This window comes from Brevundimonas sp. G8 (genome assembly GCF_902506205.1).
Lineage (GTDB): Bacteria > Pseudomonadota > Alphaproteobacteria > Caulobacterales > Caulobacteraceae > Brevundimonas.
The window spans coordinates 3,272,818-3,298,015 of record NZ_LR732816.1 but is presented as its reverse complement, the minus strand read 5'-3'; the positions used below and the strand labels follow the sequence as shown (position 1 = coordinate 3,298,015).

The window sequence follows — 25,198 nt, the reverse complement described above, 5'->3', positions numbered from 1 at the left end:
GGAATGTAAGCTTCACGAGCCAGCCTGACGGCGACGGTAAGTGGGGCCCATTCCGGTTCTGAGGCACGGTTGCGCCATCGACGTCGAAGGGACGTCTGCGGAGAGGAACCGTCATGATCAATCGCAAGAGCTTCATTCGCGCCATCGGCCTGACCGCCGCCATGGCGACCCTAGCCCTCGGCGTCGCCGCCCCGGCCGTCGCCGGCGCGGGCGCCGACCGTCGGGTCCGCATCATCAACGACACCCGGGTGACGATGACCCAGTTCTATGCCTCCAGCGTCGACGCTGACGACTGGGAGGAGGACATCTTGGGCCAGGACGTTCTGCGCGCCGGCCAGTCGGTCCGGATCAACATCGACGACGGCACCGGCGCCTGCCTCTACGACTTCAAGGCGGTCTTCGCCGATGGCGACGTCCTTGTTCGGGAACGCATCAATGTCTGCAGCATCAGCGAATATCGTTATCGCTGACCGGCGCTTGGCGTGGCGGCCCCGCGTCGCCACGCCGCCTCTATGCGATTGACGAAGGCGCTCCGGGTCGTGTCGGCCAGGCCCTGGGCGGGAACGCCGGCGCGGGCTGAGCTCAGCACCAGGTCCCGCGCGCCCTGCGCCGCCTCGTCGGCGAGACGGTCCAGGTCCGCGGCCAACGGGCCCGGCTGGGCCAGGGCGAGATCGATCCGCGCCGTCTCCGCCGCGATCCTGGTCGGCGCCAACACGGGCCGCGCGCGCGCAACGCCGACAGCGGCGTCGAGTCTCTCGCGCGCCTGGTCGAGCCGACCGTCGCGCAAATCCGCCCGCGCCAGAATAAGGAGCGGGCCGGACGTCGCCGGCGCAGACGGCGCAATGCGGCTGTAGATCTCGAGGGCTGCAGCGGCGTCGCGCGCGGCGCCGGCCGGATCGCCTGCCTCTTCCCGAGTCCGGGCCAGCTGCGCCAAAAGGGCCGCACGCCCCTGCTGGCCGGAGACCTCGAGGCCAAGATCGTCGAGCGCCGCCTCGAGCCGGGCGACGGCGGCGGCCGGATCGCCCGACGACAGATCCAGATCCGCCAGATAGCCCTGCGCCGTCGTCGCCGACCGACGGCCGGCCTCTCCCCCTTCGTGATAGGTTGCGACCGCCTGATCGAGAAGCGGCCGCGCCAGATCGGGGCGGCCCATGTCGATGTAGAGCGAACCCAGCCCCGAAAGCGCATTGGCTTTGAGGGAGGGTTGGGGAGATTGCTGCTCGTCCAGCAGGGCCAACTGTTCGCGCAGGGTGCGATCGGCGTCCTCCAAACGGCCGGCGCGCTGCTGGGCGGCGGCGAGTGCTCTCAGCGCGCCGATCAGGGTCGGGTCGCCCTGGAGAGCGGCGGCGCGCTGGATCGCGACAGACCGTTCGGACTCGGCGAGCGCCTCAAGGAGCCGGCCCTCATTCAGCAACAGGATGTTCAGGTAGTTGTAGACCAGCGGGCGGTAGCGCTGCCCTGTCTCGTCCGCGGCCCCCAGCTCGGCGATCGCCGCCCTGTAGGCGGCTTCGGCGTCTCGTCTCTGATCTTGCGCCTGCTGGGCCATTCCCAGGGTGGCGATCCCCATGCCGATGTCTGTCCGCATCGCCGGCGTCATCGGCGAGCGCCGGAGACCGGCGAGCGCGGCCTCGATGTCCGTCTGGGCCTCGGCAGGCTTGCCGGCCATGATCTTGTGAACCGCGATCTGGATCCGAAGATTGTGAAGTCTGGGATCGTCGGGCGGCAGCGCCCCTTCACGCAGCGACAGCGCCTCGAGGCAGTCGGCGATATCGGGCTGGGGCCGGTTGGCCATGGCGTCGCAACGCGCGACGAGGGCGTCGGACAGGAGCACCGGGTCAGCAGGCTGGACGGCGCGGGCCGATGCGATGGCGCGGTCGGCCGCGGTGAAGGCGTCGTCAAGGCGGCCGCTCTCGCGCGCGACAGTCGCCGCCTGGATATCGGCCAGGATTGCGTCACGAGCCCCGAGAACGACGGGGTCCGAAACGCCGGGCGCTGCGCCCAGCGTGAGCATGATCACCAATCGCAGCATTTTCCGGCGCTTCCTCTGATCTTGGCGGAATGGCGCTCGCCATACGCTGTAATGTCAAGCAAGATCACTGAAAAGCCGGGGGAAGACGCGTGAGAATTTGGATTGTGGCCGCGATGATCGGCCTGTCATGTATGGGCTCGGCCTCTGCCCAGACGCGACCGTCTCTGGAGCCGGCGTTCGAGGACGCTCAGCTGGCCAGCGCACCCGGTGCCGGCGCCGCCCTCGCGGACGGCGCAGCTCGGATCGCCGCCGACGACCCGGCCCTGAAAACGGTTTTTGAGGCCCACAGAGAGGCCGAGGCGCGGCGTCGCGCGCTCGAGACCGTTCTCGCGTCGCTGCGCGCGCAGGGCGCGCCGGCCGCCGAACGCGCCCGTGGCGTCGCGGCGGATCTCGAACAGGCCACCCAGGCGGCGGCGAACCTGCGTCAGCGGTTGGACGAGACCTTCCCCGCCTTTGCCGAGCTGACCGATCCGGCCCCCCTTACCGTCGCCCAGGTCCAGGCCTTGCTGACGCCGGAGGAGGCGCTCGTGCTGATCCTTCCGACGGACCGGGGCGCCTATGTCTGGGCCGTCACCCATGAGACGGCCGTGTGGCGACGGTCCGACCTGACCGCGGGCGAAATCGAGGCGGCGGCCTCCAGGCTGCAGTCGGGCCTGCGTCCGGAGGGGGGACGGGGGGCTGTCGACGCGGCAAGGCCCGGCCGCTCCACCGGCGGGTTCGATCGCGCGTCCGCCTATGCGCTCTACCGGGCCCTGTGGCAGCCGCTGGAGGCGACCCTGGCCGATCGCCGATTGGTCTATGTCGTCGCGGACGGCCCGCTTCGCAGCGTGCCGCCCGGCGTCCTCGTCACCGCAGCGCCGTTGGGAGATGACCGGGATCCCGCCGCCCTGCGCGCAACGGCCTGGCTTGAACGCCGCCATGCGTTCGCCCTCCTGCCCGCCGTCGTCAGCCTCAAGGCGACGCGGCGCGCGACGCGCAAGGCGGGGCGGGGCTTCGCGGGCTTCGGGGACGTGGATACCCAGGCCTATCCGGAAGGCGCCGAGCCCAAGGCTCTGGCGCCCTTGCCGGCCGCCCGCCGGGAGCTCGCGGGCCTGGCGCGGGCGCTCGGCAGTCCCCGACGCGCGGTCAGGCTGGGGGACGACGCGACCGAGGCGGCGGTGCGGCGCACAGACTTCTCAGACGCCGCCGTGATCGCCTTCGCCACCCACGCCCTTTCCGGTCGCGAAGCGCGATCGGGGATGGGGCAGGAACCGGCCCTGGTGCTGACCCCGCCGCCCCAGTCGGAACAGGACGACGACGGTCTGCTGACGGCGAGCGAGGCGGCCCGGTTGCGACTGAATGCCGACCTGATCATCCTGAGCGCCTGCGACACCGGTCGGGACGATCCGCAGGCGCTGGGGCTGAACAGTCTGTCGCGCGCCTTCTTCTATGCCGGCGCACGCGCCCTGATGGTGTCGAACTGGCGCATCCGTGACGATGTCGCCGAGCGGCTCTCCGTCCGCGCCGTCACGCTGGCGCGTCGGAACCGTGAAGGCGTCGCCTACGCCCTGCATCGCGCCGCCCTGGAAATGATGCAGGACCGGTCCGACCCATCGTTTGCGCACCCGTCGCAATGGTCGTCGTTCAGCGTCGTCGGGGATGGCGCGGTCAGGATCACCGCCGACTGACGGCAATCGTCAGACGACGCGGGCGCCCTGGACGTCCATCCTGCGGGGAGGGATGGGGAGGATGGGTATGAAGGCGATGCGACTGAGGCTGTTGTGCGGTCTGGCCATGGGACTGGCGGCCGGGTCCGCAATGGCGGATCCGCAGACGGATGAGGCCAACCGGCAGCGGCAGATGGCGTCGATGCGCCAGGAGGCGGCCAGGGCCGATCAGGCGAGCGCCGATCGCAACCTGGTCCAGCAGCAGAACGCCGCCAATGCCGCGCGCCAGGGGGCGAACTCCGGCATGACGCCAGGGGCTGGGTCCTCGTCGTCCGGGGCACCGGGCTGGGCCGCCGGCGCGAGCGACGTGTCGAGCGGTCCCCAGAGCGTGGTGGACAGCTACACCTCCACCTTCCGCGTCGAGGAGACCACGCCGCAGATGCTGGCCCGGCTGACGGCGGCCGCGAATGGCGGCGACGGCGGCGCGGCCTACAATCTCGCACGCATCTATTACACCGGCTTTGAGGGCGTGCCGCGTGACGATGCGGCGGCGCGTCGCCTGTTCGGTCAGGCTGCGCGCATGGGCCACGCCCAGAGCCAGGCCAACTACGGCTTCTTCCTGAAGGAGGGCATCGGCGGCTCCGCCGAGCCGCAGGACGCGCGCCGCTGGCTGAAGGCGGCCTCGGACGCCGGAAACAGTTTCGGCCAGATGCAATACGCCTTCAGCGTCTGGTCCGAAGACCCGGAGGCCGCATCGCCGCTGGTGATCGCGGCGGCGGACGCCGGCGAGATTGGGGCTCAGGCCTTGCTGGGCAGCCTGTATGTCATGGGCTTTACCGTGCCTCAGGACGATGGTCTGGCGGTCAGATATCTGAAAGCCGCTGCAGAGCAGGGGGAGCCGGGTTCGTCAGGCCTGCTGGGCGGGCTCTATCTGATGGGACGCGGCGGCGGGTCGGAGGCTGAGGGCTATCGGCTGCTCAAGCAAGGCGCCGACGGCGGTGACGCGGAGTCCATGCGGAACTACGGTCTGATGCTCGTTCAGGGCAAGGGCTATCCAAAGGATCCGGCTTCAGGTGCGGCCATCATCAGAAAGGCTGCCGTCGCGGACGACGCAAAGTCTCAGAAGCTGCTGGGCGATCTCTACAATGAGGGCCTGGGCGTCCCCGAGCAGGAGGAGGACGCCATCTATTGGTGGAACCGCGCGGCCGAAGCCGGCGATGCGGAAGCGATCGAGGCGATGACGGATGTGCGGACCGGCGGTTACACGATCGGCCGCGCGCCGCTCGACGGCGTCGGCGAGATCGCGCGCCCTGCTGGACGGAAGAAGTAGGATGTGGCGCGCCCCGGCATATCTCCGCATCCCCCGACGCGCCCCCCGGGCGGCGCAGGCCCTGGTGATCGCGTTCGGCCTTGGCGTGGCCTTAACCGGCTGCACGACCCGATTGCCGGCGGACGTCTCCTCGTCAGTCGCGGACTCGCTGCGGGCGATGGATGAGCCGGCCGGTCCGTTCGCCGTCTCGCGCCTCGCCTCTCCCGTCTCGATCACGCCTGCCGGCGACGACTGGGTGATCGACTATGAGAAGACCGGCGACGCCGGCTGGTGCGGCACGGGGGGGTGCACCAAGGAACTCTGGGTCGCCCGACAGGGGCGTCATGTGCTCACGTTCAGCGAACAGGTTCTCGACTGGCGGCTGATGCCCGGCGATCCGACCATGCTCGATATCGACATTCACGGCGCCAACTGCGATGCGACCGGATCGGAACCCTGTCTGCGCCGCTTCGTCTGGAACGACGCCCGCGGCCGGCTTGACGAGGCCTTCAACCGCGAGGGCGTCGGCTACCTCGTCGGTCCGCTATTCCAGCCCATCGCGCCGGAGCCCTATCCCGCCGCCGTCGCGGCCGAGATCGCTCGCCGAGACGCCGTCTGTGGTCAGGCCGGCGGCCTGGTGGATGGCGGCGAATACCCGGGCGTGACCAGTCCCGATCTCAACGGCGACGGCCGCCGCGACTGGATCGTCGGCTCTAAATATATCGGCTGCCATTCCGCCGTCGATGATGCGATCGCCATGCCGGTCCTGGGCGTGACGGTGGTGGCCAGCACAGGCGACGGCTGGACCGTCGCGCTGACCGTTGAAAATCCGAACTATGTCGTTGAACTGCGGCCGACGGGACCGGCCGAGTTCGGTCTACGGGATGAGGCGCTCTGTCAGGACGGGCCGGGCTGCCCTACACGCTTCTACGCATGGGATCCGGCGACACGGAGGTTGCGCGACAGCGGAGAGGGACATTGGAACCCCCGTCTGCTGATCAATGCAGAGACCTGGCTTGAATGCATGGCCGCCGCAGAGGCTGTCGCACGGCGACACACGTCGGACGGGACAGACGCGGATCGGCGTCGGTTCGCTGCGCACGAGACCGCGATGCTGCAGATCTACCGCGCCCGCTACGAAGCGGCCGCGCCGAGATTGTCGCCGACGGAGGTGAGGGAGCGGGCTGCGGTGTTTGCGAGCCGCTACGACGAACCGCAGGAGCAGGCGGCGGCGGACTGGCGCAGCGACCGCTGCGTCGCCCTGTCATGACCGATCCCCGCGACGACGTTCGGCTCTGCAACGCCGATCACATGGCGCGCCACCCGCAGAACAACTGGGGCACGGTGCGATACGATGTGCGTTTCGATCACTACTGGCTGGCCGCCGGCGACGCCAAGCAGCAGCTGTTTTTCTGTCCCTGGTGCGGCGAGGCGCTTTCTGACTCCCAGCGCGACCGCTGGTTCGACGCTCTCGAGGCCGAGGGACTCAATCCCAATCGCGATCCGATCCCGCTCGCCTATCGGACTGGCGCCTGGCGCGGCGTCGTCGACACGCCTGCCGTCGAAAAGCCTTGGGGTTTGATCGAAGGGCGCTACATCGATCTGTTCGAAGACGCCGAAGCGGCAGGTCTCAACCCTGATGGGGCCAAGGCTGATGGTTAGGGGGACGCCGAAGGTCCAAGGCGCCTTGGCAGTGCGGCCGACGCCGTCGCGGACCCGCTTGCCGTCGGCGCCCCGGTACGCATCGGCAGCGCCCCTCAGCCAGGGTGAAGATCGCCGGGACGTTCAGCCATGGCGGTGATGATGGCGCTGGCCCTGGCGGTCTTTCAATACGGATCCTGCCAGAGCGGCGGCCCGGATCGAGCTCGCACCGCACCCGAAGCGGCGCGGGCTTACTTTCAGGGGCTGGAAGAGCGCAACGCCGGGCCTATCCGATGGGTGACTCGCCCTGGCGCCGTGTGGAGGCTGCCAAGCGAGACCCTCACGGACCTTGAATTCTATGACCGGCTGAAGCCGACCGACAGGCCCAACCAGTATCCGGTCATCACTGGCATGGCCGGGACGGCCACGGAGATTGCAGTGGTCACACGCCTTCGCGGTGTCGATGACAGCGAAGCCCTGACCGTGATGACCGTCGATAACGGCTGCATCACAAGTGTCACGGTGTTCTGACGAACGCTGCCTTGGCGATTTCAAAACGTGCGTGTCGGGCATGACGGGGTCGGCTTCCGCCCGATGGAATGACTGTTACTGACTTATTGCGGACGTTCAACGCGTCCGCTTTTCGGACGGGAGCGGTTAAAGGTCGAGACTGGATCGAGGCCGCTAAGACCGCGGCGGCGGGAACGCAAGACCCGTGGGCTGTCGCAAGCCCGAGACACACACGCGCTGAGCGGTTCAAGGAGTTGAAGACTTCAACGGCGCGTAGAGCACAGATCGAGCGTCGGCAGAACCTATTGGATAGCGGTGCTCGTCGCCCTTGATCCAGACCAAGGCGTACGGCCAATCCTGACGGAGGCGGCCTGCTATCTTCCCGTCGAGCGAACGTCGTCGTACGGAACGGCTATGGATCTGAGCAAACTTGCCTTCGTCGTCGTCGATACGCCCGGCCTTCCTACCGTGACTGTGGATGTCGGATCGGGGGATTTTGAAACTTGGGCCAGACGCGGATTGCGCCAAGTGCGTTGGCCGGATGGATCCGCTTTCGTTAGAGCGCTGCTGACCGAAAGGGCGCGCATTATGGCACCGGACCAAGCTTGGGAGGAAGCGCCGACGGCCTTTGATCCCGCCACCGCGTCCGCAGTCTCGGCCGAGGGGATCGATGCGTTCGCCACCGCCCTGATCGCGGCCGCCGCCGGCTTCCTTGTCCCTCGCCTGGAAAGCCAAGGCGGGAAGGTGGTCGTGCGGGACGCGGAGAAGGCCAAGTCTTCGGTGGCGATCCTGCCGGACGAAACCCCCGTCGCCGCCCTCATGCGGATTGTCGCTACGAAGACCGCGGACCGGGAGTTGGCGAGGCAGAAGGCGGCGGCGCGCTACGATCTACAACTGGGCGCAACCCAGCAGGCTGCGATCGGCATCAGCCGGGTCCTATCCGAACAGAACAAGCTTTCGGAACTGATGCGACAGGCCAGTCAGGTCTTAGCCCTGAAAGAGACTCTGGGGCGCTCTGGCGTCTCCTCGACCCTGCTCGCCGCCATGGGTGAGGACACCACGCTTTCCAGGGTTATCCGCGCAAATAATCAGTATCGCGACGTCGCTTCCGGCTGGGCCACGGGGCTGAGCATCCTCAACCGCGACAGAGACCTGCTCCAAGGGGCGATCCGAACCGCGCTAGAAGGTCAGAGCGTTCTGAGGACCGCCGGTCTCGCCGACGCTCTGAGACTATCGGCCGTTGAACGGACCGCGACTGGCGGTGTCCTGGACACCTGGCGGCGCGCGGAAACCGCGTCCGCCCTTGCCCTTACGATCTCCGGAACGCCCTCTTGGGCCCGTTCCCTCAACCGACAGCTCAATCTCCGGCTGCCCCGGGCCGCGCTCGCAAGCCTCGCGATTTTTTCGGCCGCAGACCCGGCCGATGCGACGACGCTCGCTGAGACGGTGGCCGCGCTCGGCGTGCAGGGCCGTCCGGGGTGGCTCTATACCGCAGATGCCGTTCTGGTCGGAGGCGCGCCGCCGAGCGCCGGTTCGGCCGTTCTGCGCGACTACGACACCGCCGACGCCAACACCCCGGTGGGCGAGACCATCGGCGACATCCAGACCTTCGATTCGGGCGGTCTCGAGGGCTTGCAGGATCGCGTGAACCGCATCCCCGATCGCCTCTCGATGCTGGATCGCACCGACCTCGTGGGGCGCCACGGCCTAGTCAATCTTCTAGCGGTCCTTCTGGCGGTCGCGGCCCTGGCGACCACAGTGGCCCTCGAGCTCGATGATCGCGACGCCAAAGCGCTTATCGCGATGGAGACGAAGAACAACGCCGTTCTCAGCCGGATCGCGCAGACCCAGGCGGAGATCGTTCAAACCGCCCGAGATGACCGGAACGTCCGAGGGCTGAGGCGCTCGTCTTGGCTAAGGGTCGGACCTGATCAATCGGCAACGCCCATCCGCAAGCTTTTCCCGGACGAACTCGTCCGGGTCAGAAAGGCACAAGACAATTGGGTCGAGGTTGAGGTGTTCGACTATGGCGGCGACTCAACCGTTGGTTGGATGCCAAGGTCGGCGCTGGCCGCTCCGCGCGCTTGAGAAGCGCATGGAGTGTTCAGGGAAGCCTAACCCGACCCGACATCTAGGACCGAGGTTGGCCCAAGGACTTCATCTTCTTCCGGGACGACCTAGGCGCCTCCCGCGCAGATGAAAGGCCCTCGGCGGCCTTCGATCCGAGTATCGTCGCTCTCACAACTGATACTGACTGCGCTAGAGACTGTGGTCACGACCTTCATCAAAGGGCGAAGGCGAGCATCGGATCAGGCACTTGGTTACCCGCTACGTTGTCCATTTCGAATACGGCTTCCCCCGCGCCGACGTTGAAGCGCTGGGCCGCGAGCTTGTCGGTGAGAACGTGTTCGCCCCGGGCTACATCCCGCCGCCGGCCGGCCTGCTGCATCTGGATGCAATGGTCTACGCCAAGGACGAGCAGGGCTACGACACGATCCTTCTGCCGGACCGCAATCTGGTTTCGCGGATGGCGCGAGTGGCGCGTGACGGCCATGCGCAGCTTCAGGACAGGACCAGCCGCATCGCGCTGGCGCTTATGGCCTACAGTCAGGCGATGGGGCTCGACTTCGAGCCGTCAGTCGCCTTTCACGAACTCGGCGCCAAGTCTGGAAACGCCGTGGCCAATGAGGAGTTGGCGTGGTTCCGGGCCGCCGACAGGGCGGCGGCGCGCGACTGGATCGCCGTCGCTTCCGGGCGAATGAGCCGGGTGGATCTGGGCCACCCGCCGTCGACGAAGGCCTGTGACTTCGCCTTGCCGCTCCGCCGCTGGCGGCGGAACTACGTCGTGGCCCTCAAGGTCGCGCAGCTGGAGCTGAAGGGAAACGGCACGCCGATCGAACGCGCCATCGCGCTTTTTGACTGGCTGTACGAGGATTTCATCTTCGCTGGCCCCGCCGCAGCTTTCGCCACGATGTATTTCGGCCCGAAGGCCGCAAGGCGTGGACTGTTCAAACGGTTGCGCGCACCGGAGGCGAGGGAAGAAGCTGTCGCGGGAATCAGAAACGCTGCGTGGGACATGACGCATCTGAGCGATTTCGTCTTGCGGGTGTCCCGGGCTGAAGACGAGTGCTGTCGTTACATTTTCGCCAGCGCGGATGTCAGTCTCGTGCGCATCGCCCGAACGCTCCTGTTGCAGCCCGAGGCAAGCGACGGGTGGCCAAGCTTCGCTCAGGCGCTGGCAGAGTGGTGGTCCGAGGCCGACGCCCGGGCCATAGCCGACGCCATGTTCGCACGGGTCCAGCACCTACAGGCGTCCGACTGTCCTCTGCCCAATCCCTCCAGCAGCGACATCGATGCGATGATCGCCGACGGCGAGGCATGGATACGCAACTGGCGGCCGTAGCCAGACCACGACGCCATGGATCGCAAAGCGGATCGCCCCGCGAAGATCGAATCTGAACGCATTCCGGGGCTAACGCGATCGACCGGTTGTCCTGCAAAGGCACTCGGACCTCTGCCGCTGATGTGGCGCGAAAGCCAGCGGCCCGCACACCGGAGATTGTGTCGCCGTCTCAAATGGCTAAGCTATGCGAGCCGTTTGCTCAGGATTCCCGATTTGCCGACCGCCTCAGAGATCACCGTCAAGGAGACCCTCGATCTGCTCGACGGTGGGTTCCAGCCAGTGGCGGAAGCCATCTGCAACGGGGGATATGCCTTCTGGCTCGGGTCGGGCGTCTCTCGCGATCGTGTCATCGGTCTCGACGGCGTGCTGGCCAAGCTATTGGAGTTTCTGCGCGTACGGGCGGTCGCCGATCCCGCAGGGCCTTATGCCACGGGATTGGAAGCCATTCTCGCACTTGCGGCTTTGCCGGAGGCTGCCAGAAGGGCGATCGACCTGAACAGGCCGGTGTCCGAATGGATCGGCTTGGACGCCCTTATTAACGCGCTCTGGCGTCAGTACTCTGCGGTACTTGCGACCGAAATTGACGGAGAGCCGGCGGATCACCTCCTGTGGGAAGGCGTGGATTTCACCGTCACCTTCGCCGCGCAGGAGCCCGACCTTGAGCACTATGCCGTCGCCGTTCTGGCCTTGGAAGGGGTTGTGACCGAGGTCGCGACGCCGAACTGGGACGGGCTTATTGAGGGCGCCCTCGCCAAGCTCGGCTGGGCGAAAGAGGCTTTTCGGGTCACCGTCACAGGAGAAGACCTGCGTGAACCCTCGAGGGCCCAGGCCACGCTCTACAAGTTTCATGGCTGCGCTTTGCGAGCGATCAACGATGAGGCCGCCTATCGGAAGCTGCTGGTGGCCCGACAGGGACAGATCGTGCGCTGGAGTGCGACTGACGACTTCCGGATCGTGCGCGAGCAGCTGCAAGCCTTGATCCAGCGCCAGCGCACCCTGATGGTCGGACTGTCCGCGCAGGACGCCAACATCCAGAAGCTGTTCGCGGAGGTCGGCGCACACGAGGGCTGGAAGTGGAACGACAGCCCCACGCCGATCGTCGTGGCCACCGAAACCCTCGGCCTCGACCAGAAGGCGATCTTGGAAGCGGCCTATGGCGACGACTATGACGCCAACCGGGTTGAGATCGCGCAGGCGGCGCGGCTGCGAGCGTATTCCAAACCCTTGTTCGCAGCCCTGGTGCTCAAGGTCATCGGTGAAAAGCTGAAGGTTCTGGCCTCGGATATCGCCGCGCCGAACCTCGACGAGGCGGCGCGTGCCGCATTGGGGGAGGGGATCACCCACCTTCGTGATCTCGCCGCGAACGCGGGCGACGCGGACCGCCGGGGGCTGATGGCGGCGACGATCGGAGCGGTCAGCCGGACCCGGAGTCAGTTATCTGACGGGCGAAGCCTGGCGGGCGCTCTGAAATACTATCCGATGGACGATCAGCCGGTAAACCGGATGAAGGGCAAGCAGGCGCTGGCCGCGACGGGACAGCGTGAAGCCGCTGCGGCCTTGGGGTTGATCGGCCTGGATGCCCGTGACACGGGGTTGGGGATCAGCGTCGGCGACGTTGAGGATCCGCGGACGGCCGCGGTGACCCTGGCGGCGGGCGCGTCTGGAATCCGGGTCTTCCTTGCGGCGAACGACGATTCCATCGGAGATCTTCTGGGTGACGGCGCCTACGACGAGACCGATCCGGATGTGATCGTAATCTGTTCGCGTCGGGTCGCTGACGAACAGCAACGAAGCCCCAGCGGTCAATATCGGGACGGCCGATCCGGTCCGCGATATATATCGCTCGGGCCGATGCTGGGCGAAGCCGAGGATCTTGCAGATCTACGGGACGCCTTCGGAAAGGCGATTGGACTATGAGCACGTCCGACAGTGTCAAGGATATCCTCGTCAATGAGGGCGGCTATCGCCTTCTGCCTCAACCTATGAAGCTTGGCCGGAACGCCTTCGAATTCGCCCACGCCCTGGTCGGCACCGATACCGCCAACGATCTTGTGGTGGTGGTCGAGGTCAAGCCGGAAACCTCGGATGACCTGATCGTCCGGAATATCCTCGGTTTGACGCGCGCACTCGATGTTCTTCGGTCGCGGCGGTCCGTGACGGCGGTTTTGACCTCCGGCCCGACCAAGGCCGATACCCTGCGCGCCATCAGCCGCGTCTGTCGTGTCTTGCCAGTGGGGTCGCCCCAGGGACCCAAGGCCGAAGAGATCATACGCGACTGGTTGTCGGTCCTACTGCCGCTGGCCAAGGCCGAGGAGAACGAGATCGTGCTCGATTGGCTTGGAGAGCTGAGGCCCCATCTGCCGGCAAACGATCAAACCGTCGAAATATTCTTAGGGGCCGCCGCCGATGGCGGCGAGGCCGTGGAGGAGGCTCTGGCCGACGCGGTACGTGTCGTCATCGAACCGGTACTGGCCGAAGGCGAGGAGGACTGAGCATGGCCCCTCGCCTGGACACTCTCGTCGTCGAGAACTTCCGAAGCATCAAGGGCAAGATCGTCGTGCCGCTCAACGCCCAGGTGGTGCTGGTTCACGGTACCAACGGCATGGGCAAGTCCAGCATCATGTCTGCTCTCGAAATCGGGCTGACTGGACGCATGGCGCACCTCGCCGCGAACGGAGACGGATACCAGTCCTACCTGACTCACTTGGGCGAGGCAGGGGGCACGATTTCCCTGTCGACCACGGAGGCTTTGGCGAAAGGCCAGAGAACCATGGGCGAAGCCCGGTTCACGGAGGCCGCCTTCGACGCCGAGCCCTTGCTGGAGACTGGCCTGGACCGGTTCTTTGCGGAGCGATGCTATCTCCCCCAGGCGACCCTAGGCCGGCTTCTGGAAATCTACAGTAGTCAGACGACGACCACGACCTCGTCCCCCCTGACCCAGTTCGTCAAGGAAATCCTCGGTCTCGATCCCCTGGACGCTCTCGTTGACGGCCTCTATCCGGCCTTCAACGTCGCGCGGGTGAGAAATCTTGTGCCGGCCTACCGTCGCCTTGAAGCCCTCGAGACGGCCTCTTCACAGGAGGTGATCGATGCGGGCGCCGCCCTGGACGCAGCGGTCTCACGCAGCGGCACCGCCCGGGCCGACGCCGCCGGAGTTCTGGCGCTGCTGGGACGCCCCGCTGATCCCGGGACATCTATGGCTGAGATCGAGACGCTCCTCGCCGAGCTTGAGGGCAGCGCCCTGGAATCGGACGCCCTCGTGTCCCTCGAGCGACTGCGCGCCGAGCTGAAGACCGCGACCCAGACCTGGCGAGGTCTCGCCCAGACGGATGTCCAGCGCGACCTCGCTGTGCGCGAACAGACCCTTCAGGCGCTCAGCACTCACCTGGATCAATGGCGACAAGAGCCAGGAGCCCGCCTCGCGGCGGTTCTCACCTTGGCCGGAACCCATTTTCCGGACCTCCCAGGTCTCGATGACGGCCCGACCTCGGCCCGAGCCTCCGCGCTCGCCCGGGCGGAGGGTGAGGCTGAACGCTGCGACAATCTGATTGCGGCGGCAACCGAGGCCGCAGAGCGCGCCGACGTGCTGCAGCAGACGGTCTCGCGCGCCGGTGTCCGGCTTGAGGAACTGGATTCCGCGCTGTCTTCAAGCGTCGACAACACCCGCACTCTGGCGAGCGCGCTGGCGGGTCTGGCGCCGCACATCCATTCGAATCTCTGCCCGGTGTGCGACCGTGATTTCGCAGAGCAGGAGGCGGGACCGCTGTCGGCCCATCTCGCCGGAAAGATCGCCGCCCTGACGACCGAGGCCGGGCGGCTGCAGGCCCTCGCTCTCGAACGCGCGGAGGTCACCAACCGGCTCACCCAGGCGCAGCGCGAACTCCTGACCGTCAGCCAGAAACGTCTGGAGGTTGAGGCGCTCGCCGCCCTTACCAATCGGGCGACGCAGATGGCGGGCATCGTGGACCAGCTGCGCGATCTGGAGACGGTCGCGGAGACAGGGGCCGATCTTCTGGACCGTCAAGCCGCGGCGCGTGACGCGGCGGTGGTCGCGCGGCGTGCGAATGAGACCTCGGCCTCGATCAGGCCCGAGCTCGAGCGGATCGTCGATTTGATACTATCGTCGCCACTGGGCGCGTTCCCGTCGGTCGACGACGCGCTCATCCAAGCCTCGGCGGCGCTCGACGGTCAGATTGCGTCGGCCCAGAGTCAGATTACCCGGCGGGTTCAGGCCATGGGACACCTCGAGACCCTGAAGCGCGCTCTGCTGGACCTCGGCAAGGGAGAGGCCGACCTGAACGACGCCAGGGCCGAAAGCCGACGCGTCAAGGCGGGTCTGGGTGCGGTCGCAGAGGTCCGGGAGTCTGCCAAATCCGTCTCCGACGCGGCGCAAAAGGTTCGCTCCGCCATCGTGAAAAAGGTGTTCAACACGGCGCTCAACAAGTCATGGCGGGACCTGTTCATAAGGCTGGCGCCCTCCGAGGACTTCGTGCCGGCCTTCAAGATTCCGGAGGGCGAGAAGGACAAGGTCGAAGCGGTTCTGGAGACGGTGCACAGGTCGGGCCGGACCTCGGGGACACCGGGCGCAATGCTCAGCCAGGGCAATCTCAATACGGCCGCGCTGACGCTGTTCCTGGCGCTGCATCTGTCTGTGCCCGCACGGACGCCGTGGCTCGTTCTGGACGATCCTGTCCAGTCCATGGACGATGTCCACATCGCGCAATTCGCCGCCCTTTTGCGAACCCTATCCAAGGGCGTGGGCCGCCAGGTGATTGTCGCCGTGCACGAGCGCGCCCTGTTCGACTATCTGACCCTGGAGCTGAGCCCGGCCTATCCAGGGGATTCCATGATCACCGTCGAGGTGACCCGAAACTTTGAAGGCGAGACCGTCGCGACACCGAAATCCCACAAATACGAGGCAGATCAGCTTGACGCGGCTTGACTTCCAGCCGGTCTTTGAACCGGCGGCGCCCACTACTGCGTCTTGTCGAGCAGAGTGGCCATAAGGTCTATTGCAGTCCCGGCTGACGGTCGACGGTCTCATGGGCTTATGGGCTTATGGGCTCAAGGGCTGAAGGGCTCAGGGGCTTCGAGCGCGGATTCCTGCTTGGCTGGACTCTCTCGTCGTGGCCTTCCTTCCGTAGATGTCGCGGACTGTTCGGGCGTGATCAAATCCGAGGGGTTGGCTGCGTCATTGACCGCGATGCTTACAATCACCGGTCTATTTGCGTCGCCATAGCTGGATCGCTGTCGATGTGCGCTTTGGGTCAGGAAGCTAATGTCCGCTTCTGGCGCAAAGCGGCTTTCACGCGACGGTCCCTCCTACCAGTGTTAGCTAGGAGTGTCGCTGAACCTACAGATGAATTCCCAGCACGCGGACTGATCGATTTTCGCGAAAGGAACCGCATGGCCGGCAAAGTCCAACACGAAATCCCGCAGCTCTATCAGCGGGGTTTCCAGATACCGTCCGCCGACGGCAAGGAGCAGATTTACGTCTACCGTCGAGGTGCAAAGCCGTTCATTTCGGGCATCAATCGAAGCGGCGCTCAATCGTATTTTTATTCCGAGCCAAGCAAGGACGGCACCCGCACGCTCGATGACGAAATCACCGACTACGAGGGGCATCTCGCAACCCTCGTCAAAGAGCTAAGAGCCGTCGGGCTGGGCGAGCAGGCCAACGCCACGACCGCCGCCGAGGTCATCGCGCACCTTACGACTCGCAACGCGCATCTTCGCGGGGCTTTCGCTCACGGTCTGACGACGATGGCGGATAGCTTCACCGAGCTGTTCTCGGACGAAGACGCAGTGCGGCGCCTTATCGGGTTGGAAGGCCCGGGCGTCACAGACACGTTTCGCGGACATGTCGTCGATAGGCTGGCGCAGCAGCTGCCTGCCATCAATCCCGCTTTGGCCAATGTGCCTGAAGAGCTGATGACCCGGATCGCCTACGCGATGATCCGGGAGCAGTTCACAAGCTTCTATACCCAGCAGAAGGGGCAGATCGACGTTCTGATTGGCATGCTGTCGGGCGAAGCAAAATCGGTGGCCGCCGATGCCCACCGAAAAGCGCTGGCTAAGAGCGATACGTCCAACCTCAGAGTGGCAGAGCTAAGCACTTTGGCGTGGAGGGTCGTGGCGACGGACGAAGATTTGATCCTGCCCGACTGCGTGGCTCTCGCCGTAGAACGCGACGGCCAGATCCATCCGCTGATGATGGCCAAGCTCAGCGAAATCGATACCGTTTTTCTGCCGCTGACCTCGCGCACGGTCCTGATCGGCTCAAAGCGCGAGCCGCCCGCCTTTGATGTCGCCGAATACAATAGGGCAGCAGCGGCGTGCAGCCATGTCTATTTCCTGGCCGGCTCGCTTCTCGATCAGGCTGATCCGCTCATGGCCGATATGGGCAACCGCTCGGTCGTTGTCGTGGAAGCGGCCATCACCGACGGCCTCTCGAAGAGCAAAGGTCAGACCGTAGAAGCTTCCGGCAATGAGCTTCGTCCAACCTCGTCGGCCTTCAGCATCCCTGCCCACTTCCAAGGCACGTTCGAGGAAGGCGTGCCGAAACGGATCTCCGAGGCTCTAAGCGATCTCCTGCGCGAGGTTGCCTGGACCGTCCCGCTGGATCGTCTCGACGGCATTACGGTTGCCGACGACTATCCGTCTGCACTAGCAGCGCTAGATCGTGGCATGCTGAATGTGTCGGCACCTCCGACCCGGCAGGATGAGAAGGGCATTGGCGTCGCTCAATGCCCCAACGTCGTGCGCGATGGCGTGGTGAAGAGCCACATCGTCGTGCAGTCCTTCGTGGCGCACCACCTGCTGAACGAGGACGACGCCGTCCGCACTCAGTGTGCCTACATCATCGCCAACCAGCTTGCATCGGCTGGCGTCACGCAGACATTCGACGAAGCTCTTCCGGGGGTACTGCTCACACAGCAGGTGGAAGGCCTCGATGGCATCCTTCAACGCACCACCTACCCAGCCTGGAGCGCCTATTTCGCGAGCCGGGCGTCGTCAGCCTTCGCCGACCCCTCACGTTTAGAGATCGAGGAGGAAGTAGCCCTTATGGGCCTTGGAGAACTCTTCGAGACCTTCGGGGAGGCTCGACGCGCTTATCGTCTCGACGCCGACATGGATAGATTTCTCGGAGCGGTGCTTCCCCGTCTGGGTTTCCTGCTTGAGCATCTTGCTGGCCTTCTCGGCCATGCCGACGGGATCGAGACGAATGTCTTCGAAGCCGTCCCGGCGCTCACAAAGGAGCTTGAGGCACGGGAGCTGCGCGCCTGGCTCAGCGACTATCAGCGCGACCTCGCCTTCCTGTGGAACAGGCGCGGCCAGTGGGACGGCTACGGCGAGTTTCTCGGCCTGAACCGTCACGCGGAACGCATCCTCTGGCTGCTTCCCGTCGTGCCGTGGACCATGCCCGACGGTGCGATCCGAGTTGAGATACCCTTCGTCCCAGACGAAGACCTGCCGGAGCTGCCTGAATGGAACTAGCTCTGTCAGGTGAACTGCTGTCGGAAACAACTCCCTAACTGCTTCCCTTGGCAGTCGCCGCCCTCATGCCACGTCTGCCCCGGTCCGGAACGCTAGGGTACGTCGACCGAATGTCGTGTTTCGGGTGGGCCGTGAATGTCCGCTTCTGGCGCATTGCCGAAGCCGCGGCGCAGGTGAGGGCGGGGCGCTTTGCGCCTAACCGCCATTCGCGGAAGCTGGACTGCCGGTAGATGTCGGCGTTCCTCCGGCGCTAGCCCATTGCCTCGAAGTTGGAAAGATACCTCCGGTGTTGGCGGCCCAGCTCGCAGAGGAAACGGTGTCAAATATACAGGGTGCGATTCGGCGTGCGCGAGCCTTGGGCGAGGATACAGTCTTCAGCCCGATCATCGGCTGCCAACAATCTGTCCTGCGCGAGGCGATCGCTAGCCATAGCGCAAGCCCTGGGATGTGAGCGAGGAGATCGACGCCTTGTCTCGCAGCCTCCAGATAGCGATGATGGACGCGCACCGCATTTTGCAGGGCTGGCCAGTATCGGCTAACAGCCCGCGCATCCGGGCGATGGATCGCGCAACCTGGACTTTCTGTTGATAGAGCCCCTCTAGCCGCTTGCCCACCTTCAGTCGACCACATTCGCGTCGCTGTCGAGTGCACGCAACGCTTTGCGCAGGCGCGGCGTGAGATGGTCGATGAAGCCGCGCACCGCCTGGTTCCTGGCTCGGTCGCCGGGGAACACCACGTGTACGGGGACCGGCGGCGCCTCGTGGTCGCGAAGGAGACGAACCAGCTTCCCAGCCGTAATGTGTGCAGCGACCTGGTAGGAACGAGCCTGGATCAAGCCTCCGCCCCGAAGGGCATAGTCGATTGCGGCCATGGCGTTATTGACGCTGACGCGACTTTGGACGCGGACGGCCCTCGTCCGCCCGCCGGGGCGAGTTTCGCCTCCGAAAGTCCATAGCTCTGCATCTCCCTCATCATTCAGGCCTATGCAGTCATGGTCCTGAAGGTCGCGCAATCGCTCGGGCGAACCTGCTCGCGCCAGATACTCAGGCGAGGCGCAGAGCAGCGTGCGGATCTCGCCGACCCGAACCGCGGTCAAAGCCGAGTCCGCCAAGGGCGCCAACCGAACGGCGACATCCACGCCTTCGCCGATCAGATTGACCTGTCGGTTCAAAAGCATGATCCGCGCCGAAACCCTAGGATGTTCGGCAAGAAAGCTTTCCAAGATCGGCATTACTTCGATCCGCCCCAATAGTTCGGGTGCGGTCAGAACGATGGCGCCTTGGAGGGACGTCGCCCGGGTTGTCGGTTCGATCTCACGAAGCCTCGCCATCACTTCGCGCCAAACCTGAAGATGGCGATCGCCCGCCGCGGTCAAGCTGAGCTTGCGAGTGGAGCGCAGCAATAGGGCTTCGCCTGCCTGTCGTTCGAGCTGAGCGATGGCTCGTGTGACTTGCGCTGGAGAGCGGCCATGGCGGCGCGCAGAGGCGGCAAGAGATCCTTCCTCAACAGCAGTCACAAAGAGGCCAATGGCGTCCAGCCGGTCCATCATTGCAGAATCTGCAATTCAGTCGCTCGAAATGCAACATTCATTGCTTTTTTTGCAGGGCCTATCTTTTGCGGCGCAAACAAGGAAGCCGCCATGTCCACTTTCGAAACCCCAGCCAGCCGGCGTTCAGCGCTCGGCGCCCTTGTCGTCGGCGCTCTCGGGGCAAGTCTGCCGGCGTCGACGTCGGCATCGGCCACTCAACCCAAACCACAGGAGAATTCATTGCCTCAAGTCCAGTACAAGCGCCAACAGGTCGGCGAAGTCGATGTCTTCTATCGCGAAGCAGGACCGGCCGATGCGCCTGTTCTGTTGCTGCTGCACGGCTTTCCATCCGCAAGCCACATGTTCCGCGACCTGATTCCCCACTTGGCTGGCCGCTACCGTGTGATTGCACCCGACATGCCCGGCTTTGGACAGACGAAGGCGCCGCCTCGCGGACAGTTTGAGTATGGTTTCGACAATCTCGCCAAGGTGATGGATGGCTTCGTCGATGCGATCGGGCTGGAACGATATGCGCTATACATCTTCGACTACGGCGCGCCGGTCGGCTTGCGATTGGCGATGAGCCGACCCGAACGCGTCTCCGCAATCATCTCTCAGAACGGAAATGCTTACCTGGAAGGCTTCAGCGACGAATGGGGTGCGTGGCAAACCTATTGGCGCGATCCAAGCAGCGCCAACCGTGAGGCCTGCCGCGCTTCCCTGTCGGCAGAGACGATCGAGGGCTGGCATTACGCACCAGGCTCGGATCCCGCCTTGCTGTCGCCGGACGGCTATGAACTCGATATCGCGTATATGGCGCGCCCAGGCGCCGAGGAGATACAGTTGGACCTCATCCTGGATTACCGCAGCAATGTCGCACTCTACCCAGATTTCCAAGCCTACTTCCGTGCCTGCCGCCCGCCACTGCTCGCGGTGTGGGGGCGACATGACCGCGCCTTTGTGCCCGCAGGAGCGCAAGCCTATCAGCGCGACCTCCCCAATGCAGAAATCCACCTTCTGGATGCGGGGCATTTCGCACTTGAGACACGGCACGGCGAGATCGGAAGTTACATCCAGGACTTTCTTGGTCGCCAACTGACGCGCTGACGAGCCTTGAAAATCGCGCCGGTCGGTGACCAATCGCTGTTCAGCTTGAGGCAATCCGCCGTTGACCGGGCCCAGCGACCTGGGTCAACGGCGGCGGATCTTCTCATAAAACCTGAGTTCACCTGCCGGAGTTGTAAACCTTGCGGCCTGCCGTCTGATCGCGACTTGGCGGCGCGCATGGTCTGGCTCTGACAATCGAGGCGGGACCACGCCACGTCATCGCCCAAGTTCACCGGTTTCCTCTGTGAGGATCAAACCTCGAAACTACAGAAACTGCTCAACACCGGCTCATCTTGGTCATGCGAGCGAGGGATAAAATACCCATGAAAAAAAACGGTCTTCGCTTCCTCGGCGTATTTATTCTGGGCGTCGGCTTCTGGGCGTCTGCAAGCGCGATCCTCGGCACGGTAGAGCCGTGGGACGCTCCCTATTATTGGGCGTGGTATCTGGCGTCCCTCGCGATAGCGGCAGTGGTTGGCTGGGTACTCCCCGCCCGTTCGTGGTGCTGGGGGGCAATTATCGTTTTTGCTCAGGCACCTGTGATGCTGGCGCATACAAGCCCGGAGCCGTTGTTTGTTGTTGCCTTCGGTTGGCTTGCGCTGGAAGCGATACCCGCCTTGCTAATCTCGGGCGCGGCCGGCAAGGCCAGATCGCTTTTGGCGGGACGGCGTCTGAGGGCAAGCCGCTAGTCTATAAAGACCGTGATCGACGGCGGTCTGTAAGCGGCGCGGTCAGCGGCGTCGATGTTCTTACATGCCAACCGCGCGCCGTTCCCATCCTGCTGGCTTTGCGGGACTCTAGGAGGCGGATCACAAAATTCCAAGCGGCCGCCCGCAACAAGTCGTGCGTGGGTGAGCGTGCATTGAATCGGTCCTGACCCAACGCCTCATCGATTAGCCAGTTGAGATCGAACACGGGCCCCCAGCGATATTGCCCACCCAAGCGATGATCTCACGCCTATGTTGCCGGTTCACTGCCACCGCTCAGCTAGTGCTGTCAGGTTAATCGAGGAGCACCGCAACTTGCCCAGCCCGACGAAATCTCAGGCGACAGCGACGGCCCATGCCGCATTCGCCCTGGCGCGGAAACGGCGGAGGTTCGGTCGGCTGATGAGATGTCGTTGCGTGTAGAAGGTGTTGTAGATCGCGGCGTGAGTGGTGAGAAAGCGCTGGGCTGAATCCTGAGATTTGAACAGCTGCTGCTGTCGCTCCCGCCGGCGTATCGGCAGGTGGGAGTTCTCCGCTCGATTGTTTTCTCGCAGCTGGCCAGGGGAATGCAGGTGACGCAGGCCGATCTGGTCTAAAGCCGCCTGGTATGATCCGAGCCCATCGGTGACGATCTTCTCAGGTTCAACTGGCTGATTTTGCAGGAGACGCCGGAGCAACTTCAAGGCCGCTTCTGTGTCGCGCCGTCGCTGAACGACAACGTCCAACACCTCGCCTTCGTCGTCCACGGCGCGCCACAGAAACATGCGTTTTCCGCCGATCGAGCAAACGACTTCGTCGAGGTGCCAGCGTGGAGACGGGGAGGGGCGAAGCTTCTTCAGCCGTCGTGCGATCTGAGGTCCGAACTTGATCGTCCAGCAGCGGATCGTCTCATAGCTGACGTCGATCCCGCGCGCGGCCATCAGCTCTTCAACGTCGCTAAGGCTTAGGCTGAAGCGGAAGTAGAGCCACACGGCCTGGCGGATGATCGCCGCGGGGAAGCGATGGCGCTTGAACGATAGTGGCTTCAAGAAATGCGATCTCCGATCATGCCATTAGGCGGTCTGAAGTGGAGACTAGTTAGCGTCAGACTGACAGCGCCGCTTACGCTCAGGTGGTGGCTTCGAAACCGGCGTGGTAGGTTACTTCACCTGTCGCGAGTTCGCCGCCTAGAACCAGCGACTGAAAATAATCAGGCGGAACGTCGCCGTAGCGAAGGGCGTGGTCGCTGCGGAAACCGAAACGACCGTAATAGTCGGGATCGCCGAGGACGACGCATCCTTGCGCGCCATGGGTCGCCAGCCTGTCCAGCCCCTCCTTGATCAGCATCGAACCGACACCGCCACGTTGAAGGCTTGGTGAGACCGAGACCGGCCCAAGGCCAAACCATCCGGTGTCCTCGCCATTTATCAGAACAGGCGAGAAGCTGACATGGCCGATAATCGAACCATCCTGCTCGGCAACGAGAGACAACGTGAGCGCGTCGGCCGCCCTCAAAGCGTCAACGATAGCGCCTTCGGTCTGGCTGCTATGCTCAACCCCTACGAAGGCAGCGTCAGTCAGCGTCCTGATGGCAGCGGTGTCTTCGGGGGTTTCCGGGCGAATAATCATCAGACGGATTTGGCGCACAACCTCCTGCCCGGCAACCACCTATGTCCGGAACGGGTCGGACCCGGTCTTAGGCGAGCGGGCGGAATTCCGACCTTCGAGCGCACGCTGAATGTCGTGTTTCCGGCACTCAATGAATGACCGATCCTGGCGCATCCGCGCAGTTTGGAGCGTATCCTGATGAGGGGGCGTTGATCGTGGGAGGTGGCCATGAGCCAGCCCGATCTGTTTCGTTTACCACGCAAACCCTGGAACGCTGGTCGAATGGCTGGAGCCAAGGCTCCACTCAAGCCAAAGCATATCTGGGCGATCCGACAGCACCTCAAGTCCGTTGGATCGATCCGGGATCTGGCGATGTTCAACATCGCATTGGACGCCAAACTGCGGGGCTGTGATCTCGTAAAACTCCGCCTCGGCGACATCGCTCAAGGTGGCGTCATTCGGCAGCGGTCGACGATCATTCAGCAGAAGACCGGTCGGCCCGTGCCGTTCGAGATCACGGAGGCCGCCAGAGAAGCGCTGGTTCAATGGTTGGAGCGCCGAGGGCGACGGCGTGACGACTGGCTTTTCCCCAGCCGCAGCCGGGAGGGAGAGCACATAGGCACCAGACAATACGCGCGGCTGGTCGATGCCTGGGTGAGAATGATCGACCTCAACCCAAGCGCTTATGGCACGCACAGCCTTCGACGGACCAAGGTGGCCTTGATCTACAAGAAGACCGGAAACCTACGCGCCTGCCAACTTCTGCTCGGGCACGGAAAGCTGGAGAGCACCGTCAGGTATCTCGGCATCGAAGTGGACGATGCGCTGGAGATTTTGGAGCAGATCGACCTCTGAGCCCACTCGGGGCAGCTCGCCAGAAAGCGGACTGCCCCAATGTCTCGGAGGGGTGGAAAGCGGACCTTCCGTGTGTCTATCCTCCATCGCGATGAAACGTATTTCTGGTCAGGTCGCGGCTGTTGCTGTTTTCCTTAGCGGTTGCGGGTTCGCCCCTGCTGGGACTCACAGCCAATCCAAGCCCCCGCTATGGAAGCGCACCCCATCGCCTGAAGAGATTACCCGCTGCCAGCCGTCCGGCACCGACCTTCCAGACGAGTCGGTCCGTCTCCGGTGTCGCGTTGGTGCAGCCGGAGAGTTGGACCGGTGTATTGTTCTGAGCACGCCTGACGCCCGGCTTGGTGAGTGGAGCTTGTGTATGTCAGCCAGCTTCGTGGCTGATCAGGCCGAAGTCGGGCGTGAGGTCGAACTCCCGTTCCAATGGCGACGCTAGACCCAAACTACACCGTCTGGAGGGGTCGATTTCGTTTCTGGGCTTCGTCGCCGAAAGCTGACGTGGACTTCTGGTCGGAAAGCCGTCGCGATCGGCGTCAGCTAGGGGTGGAAAGTGGTCGTTGGATCGGTAGAGTGACCTGATGAAGTTCGGCGAACTCAAATCCATCGGACATAATATCGCTGACTCGCTCGGGAGCGGCATATGCCTGCTCGTAGGCTACTACGAGATAGACATCTTCGCCGAAGCAGCGGGTTCGCCAGCGGGATACATAGAGGTGGACTTCCTGACTGGCACGAGTTTGGGCAGCGCAACATCTCCGACACTCACCAAAGTCATCAAGCTGTATCAGGATGCTCTTGATCGACTTTGCGCGAGCCATGGCACAAGCGCGTCAGCGTTCGCCGCCCTAACTGCTCGCTTTGCTACCGACAGCAGATACGGCGGCCATTTCACTGTCACCGTCGAAGACCAGAGGGGCCGCCGGTCGATTGACGAATACCTCGGCATACCGGGCCGCAAGCTGAAGGTCCGCTAAGGGTCGGAATCGGACATCCGCCTTCGTATGATTGTCGGCTACCAAACGGGGAACGTGGATGATTTTCACCAAGGAAAAGGGCAATCGCTTGATTGCGATCATTTTGTCTTCGTGGGTGGTCTGCGTCGTTACCGGACTGATGATCTCAGCTGTTTCAGAACGTCGGGCTCTAGACGCTTTCATCGTGATGTTTGCGATTGTCGTCGGAAGCGCGATTGCGGCCTATCTATTCAGCCGAGACCTCCTGTCCGCCTTGCTACTCGTGGGCGGAGGTTTGATCGCATTCGCGGTTACTGTGGTTCTGGCGACCCTTCTTGGTCTCTGACGGAAAAGGTCCGCTGGGTCGATTTGAGACCCGGGCTCCAACGTCTAAAGCGGACGTCGGACCTCTTGCTGAAAAGCGGTCTC

At 64.3% G+C, this 25,198-nt stretch carries 21 protein-coding genes; 17 read left to right on the top strand and 4 right to left on the bottom strand.

The window, feature by feature from the left end; genetic code table 11:
- Nucleotides 1-113 precede the first annotated feature (113 nt).
- Entirely contained in the window at nucleotides 114-470 is a 357-nt protein-coding gene (locus CHRYSEO8AT_RS15960) for a hypothetical protein (protein ID WP_236547582.1), read from the top strand.
- Here the strand turns inward: CHRYSEO8AT_RS15960 and CHRYSEO8AT_RS15955 are convergent.
- Nucleotides 461-2,011 carry a tetratricopeptide repeat protein gene (locus tag CHRYSEO8AT_RS15955; RefSeq protein WP_159851525.1) on the bottom strand — a complete coding sequence of 517 codons (1,551 nt, stop codon included), beginning with the start codon at nucleotides 2,009-2,011 and terminating at the stop codon, nucleotides 461-463. The genes CHRYSEO8AT_RS15960 and CHRYSEO8AT_RS15955 overlap by 10 nt on opposite strands.
- Before the next feature lie 107 nt (nucleotides 2,012-2,118).
- Here CHRYSEO8AT_RS15955 and CHRYSEO8AT_RS15950 point away from each other — a divergent pair, with 107 nt between their 5' ends.
- The 11 genes from CHRYSEO8AT_RS15950 to CHRYSEO8AT_RS15900 all read left to right on the top strand — a co-directional run bounded on the left by CHRYSEO8AT_RS15950 (nucleotide 2,119) and on the right by CHRYSEO8AT_RS15900 (nucleotide 18,035).
- Nucleotides 2,119-3,696 (top strand): CHAT domain-containing protein, encoded by a 1,578-nt coding sequence (locus tag CHRYSEO8AT_RS15950; RefSeq protein ID WP_159851524.1) that lies wholly within the window; start codon nucleotides 2,119-2,121, stop codon nucleotides 3,694-3,696.
- Nucleotides 3,697-3,757: 61 nt separating this feature from the next.
- Nucleotides 3,758-5,005: a tetratricopeptide repeat protein gene (locus CHRYSEO8AT_RS15945; RefSeq protein ID WP_159851523.1), complete on the top strand. Its 1,248-nt coding sequence runs from the start codon at nucleotides 3,758-3,760 to the stop codon at nucleotides 5,003-5,005.
- Nucleotide 5,006: 1 nt separating this feature from the next.
- Entirely contained in the window at nucleotides 5,007-6,254 is a 1,248-nt protein-coding gene (locus CHRYSEO8AT_RS15940) for a hypothetical protein (RefSeq protein WP_159851522.1), read from the top strand.
- Nucleotides 6,255-6,295: 41 nt separating this feature from the next.
- Nucleotides 6,296-6,646: a hypothetical protein gene (locus tag CHRYSEO8AT_RS15935; RefSeq protein WP_159851521.1), complete on the top strand. Its 351-nt coding sequence runs from the start codon at nucleotides 6,296-6,298 to the stop codon at nucleotides 6,644-6,646.
- A 129-nt stretch (nucleotides 6,647-6,775) separates the two neighbouring features.
- On the top strand, nucleotides 6,776-7,156 hold the full coding sequence (locus CHRYSEO8AT_RS15930; RefSeq protein ID WP_159851520.1) for a hypothetical protein: 381 nt from the start codon (nucleotides 6,776-6,778) through the stop codon (nucleotides 7,154-7,156).
- 393 nt (nucleotides 7,157-7,549) lie between these two features.
- Nucleotides 7,550-9,223 carry a hypothetical protein gene (locus CHRYSEO8AT_RS15925; RefSeq protein ID WP_159851519.1) on the top strand — a complete coding sequence of 558 codons (1,674 nt, stop codon included), beginning with the start codon at nucleotides 7,550-7,552 and terminating at the stop codon, nucleotides 9,221-9,223.
- A gap of 229 nt (nucleotides 9,224-9,452) precedes the next feature.
- Nucleotides 9,453-10,538, top strand: a complete 1,086-nt coding sequence (locus tag CHRYSEO8AT_RS15920) for a hypothetical protein (RefSeq protein WP_159851518.1) — start codon at nucleotides 9,453-9,455, stop codon at nucleotides 10,536-10,538.
- Between the two features lie 213 nt (nucleotides 10,539-10,751).
- Nucleotides 10,752-12,455, top strand: coding sequence for an SIR2 family protein (locus CHRYSEO8AT_RS15915; RefSeq protein WP_159851517.1), 1,704 nt, complete (start codon nucleotides 10,752-10,754; stop codon nucleotides 12,453-12,455).
- Nucleotides 12,452-13,030, top strand: coding sequence for a hypothetical protein (locus CHRYSEO8AT_RS15910; protein ID WP_159851516.1), 579 nt, complete (start codon nucleotides 12,452-12,454; stop codon nucleotides 13,028-13,030). The genes CHRYSEO8AT_RS15915 and CHRYSEO8AT_RS15910 overlap by 4 nt, the downstream gene beginning before the upstream one ends.
- A 2-nt stretch (nucleotides 13,031-13,032) precedes the next feature.
- Nucleotides 13,033-15,480 (top strand): AAA family ATPase, encoded by a 2,448-nt coding sequence (locus CHRYSEO8AT_RS15905; protein ID WP_159851515.1) that lies wholly within the window; start codon nucleotides 13,033-13,035, stop codon nucleotides 15,478-15,480.
- Between the two features lie 464 nt (nucleotides 15,481-15,944).
- Nucleotides 15,945-18,035: a DUF4238 domain-containing protein gene (locus CHRYSEO8AT_RS15900; protein WP_159851514.1), complete on the top strand. Its 2,091-nt coding sequence runs from the start codon at nucleotides 15,945-15,947 to the stop codon at nucleotides 18,033-18,035.
- A gap of 616 nt (nucleotides 18,036-18,651) precedes the next feature.
- Here the strand turns inward: CHRYSEO8AT_RS15900 and CHRYSEO8AT_RS15895 are convergent.
- Nucleotides 18,652-19,584 (bottom strand): LysR family transcriptional regulator, encoded by a 933-nt coding sequence (locus CHRYSEO8AT_RS15895; protein WP_159851513.1) that lies wholly within the window; start codon nucleotides 19,582-19,584, stop codon nucleotides 18,652-18,654.
- A 90-nt stretch (nucleotides 19,585-19,674) separates the two neighbouring features.
- On the opposite strand from CHRYSEO8AT_RS15895, the gene CHRYSEO8AT_RS15890 reads away from it, so the two are divergent.
- Entirely contained in the window at nucleotides 19,675-20,670 is a 996-nt protein-coding gene (locus CHRYSEO8AT_RS15890; RefSeq protein WP_159851512.1) for an alpha/beta fold hydrolase, read from the top strand.
- A 323-nt stretch (nucleotides 20,671-20,993) separates the two neighbouring features.
- The gene (locus CHRYSEO8AT_RS15885; RefSeq protein WP_159851511.1) at nucleotides 20,994-21,359 is read left to right on the top strand and encodes a hypothetical protein; all 366 of its coding nucleotides are present in this window, start codon (nucleotides 20,994-20,996) and stop codon (nucleotides 21,357-21,359) included.
- Between the two features lie 353 nt (nucleotides 21,360-21,712).
- Here the strand turns inward: CHRYSEO8AT_RS15885 and CHRYSEO8AT_RS15880 are convergent, their stop codons facing one another.
- Complete coding sequence (locus CHRYSEO8AT_RS15880) at nucleotides 21,713-22,405, bottom strand: IS6 family transposase (protein ID WP_159851510.1); 693 nt, start codon at nucleotides 22,403-22,405, stop codon at nucleotides 21,713-21,715.
- A 79-nt stretch (nucleotides 22,406-22,484) separates the two neighbouring features.
- Nucleotides 22,485-23,003: a GNAT family N-acetyltransferase gene (locus tag CHRYSEO8AT_RS15875; RefSeq protein ID WP_236547581.1), complete on the bottom strand. Its 519-nt coding sequence runs from the start codon at nucleotides 23,001-23,003 to the stop codon at nucleotides 22,485-22,487.
- 189 nt (nucleotides 23,004-23,192) lie between these two features.
- On the opposite strand from CHRYSEO8AT_RS15875, the gene CHRYSEO8AT_RS15870 reads away from it, so the two are divergent.
- The 3 genes from CHRYSEO8AT_RS15870 to CHRYSEO8AT_RS15860 all read left to right on the top strand — a co-directional run bounded on the left by CHRYSEO8AT_RS15870 (nucleotide 23,193) and on the right by CHRYSEO8AT_RS15860 (nucleotide 25,115).
- Nucleotides 23,193-23,819: a tyrosine-type recombinase/integrase gene (locus tag CHRYSEO8AT_RS15870; protein ID WP_159851509.1), complete on the top strand. Its 627-nt coding sequence runs from the start codon at nucleotides 23,193-23,195 to the stop codon at nucleotides 23,817-23,819.
- Nucleotides 23,820-24,394: 575 nt separating this feature from the next.
- Complete coding sequence (locus CHRYSEO8AT_RS15865; protein ID WP_159851508.1) at nucleotides 24,395-24,790, top strand: hypothetical protein; 396 nt, start codon at nucleotides 24,395-24,397, stop codon at nucleotides 24,788-24,790.
- Nucleotides 24,791-24,848: 58 nt separating this feature from the next.
- Complete coding sequence (locus CHRYSEO8AT_RS15860; RefSeq protein ID WP_159851507.1) at nucleotides 24,849-25,115, top strand: hypothetical protein; 267 nt, start codon at nucleotides 24,849-24,851, stop codon at nucleotides 25,113-25,115.
- Nucleotides 25,116-25,198: the final 83 nt, after the last annotated feature.